A 508-nucleotide genomic window follows, 5' to 3' on the forward strand; every position below is an offset into this window, starting at 1 on the left:
ACAAGCCAGCGGACGATTCCAGCGCCAGCAAGCCCGCCGATACGCCGAGCGCTGATGGAAGCACCGCACCGAGCATGCTGAGCGACACCACTTTCGATAAGGACGAGATCGAAGACGCCCTGCCTGACGATGTGAAGGACGAGATCGTGAAGGACTTCATCGAATCGGGCGACGCTCAAGACAAGACGGAAATCTCCGACGAAATGATCGAGAACCCCGTGAGCAAGTCCGACGCCGACTACGTGAAGAATGTCTACGAGACCGGCTTGAAGGAGGGCGAACGGCTGGCCCAAACGGGAGATCTCGTCCCCTTTGCCATCATCGCAAGCATCGCCCTGGGAGCAGCAGCAGCCGGCGCCATCGCCTTCGCCATGAACCGCCGCGCCCGGCGATGAGCCCGCCACGCTGCCCGAAACAGGAAATTACCGCGCAACGGGCCCCTCCCCCTTTTTGCGAAACTTGCGAAACTCTGCGAAAGATGCGAAAGGCTTGGGGGCTACACTAGAAG

At 60.4% G+C, this 508-nt stretch carries 1 protein-coding gene; it reads left to right on the plus strand.

Going from position 1 to position 508, the window contains the following annotated elements; translation table 11 throughout:
* Positions 1–395 (plus strand): hypothetical protein (locus tag NE591_RS12305; protein WP_256156752.1); only part of this gene is annotated, 395 nt, incomplete at its 5' end.
* Between the last annotated feature and the right edge of the window lie 113 nt (positions 396–508).

Origin of the sequence: Adlercreutzia sp. DFI.6.23 (genome assembly GCF_024462535.1) — a bacterium.
GTDB lineage: Bacteria > Actinomycetota > Coriobacteriia > Coriobacteriales > Eggerthellaceae > Adlercreutzia > Adlercreutzia rubneri.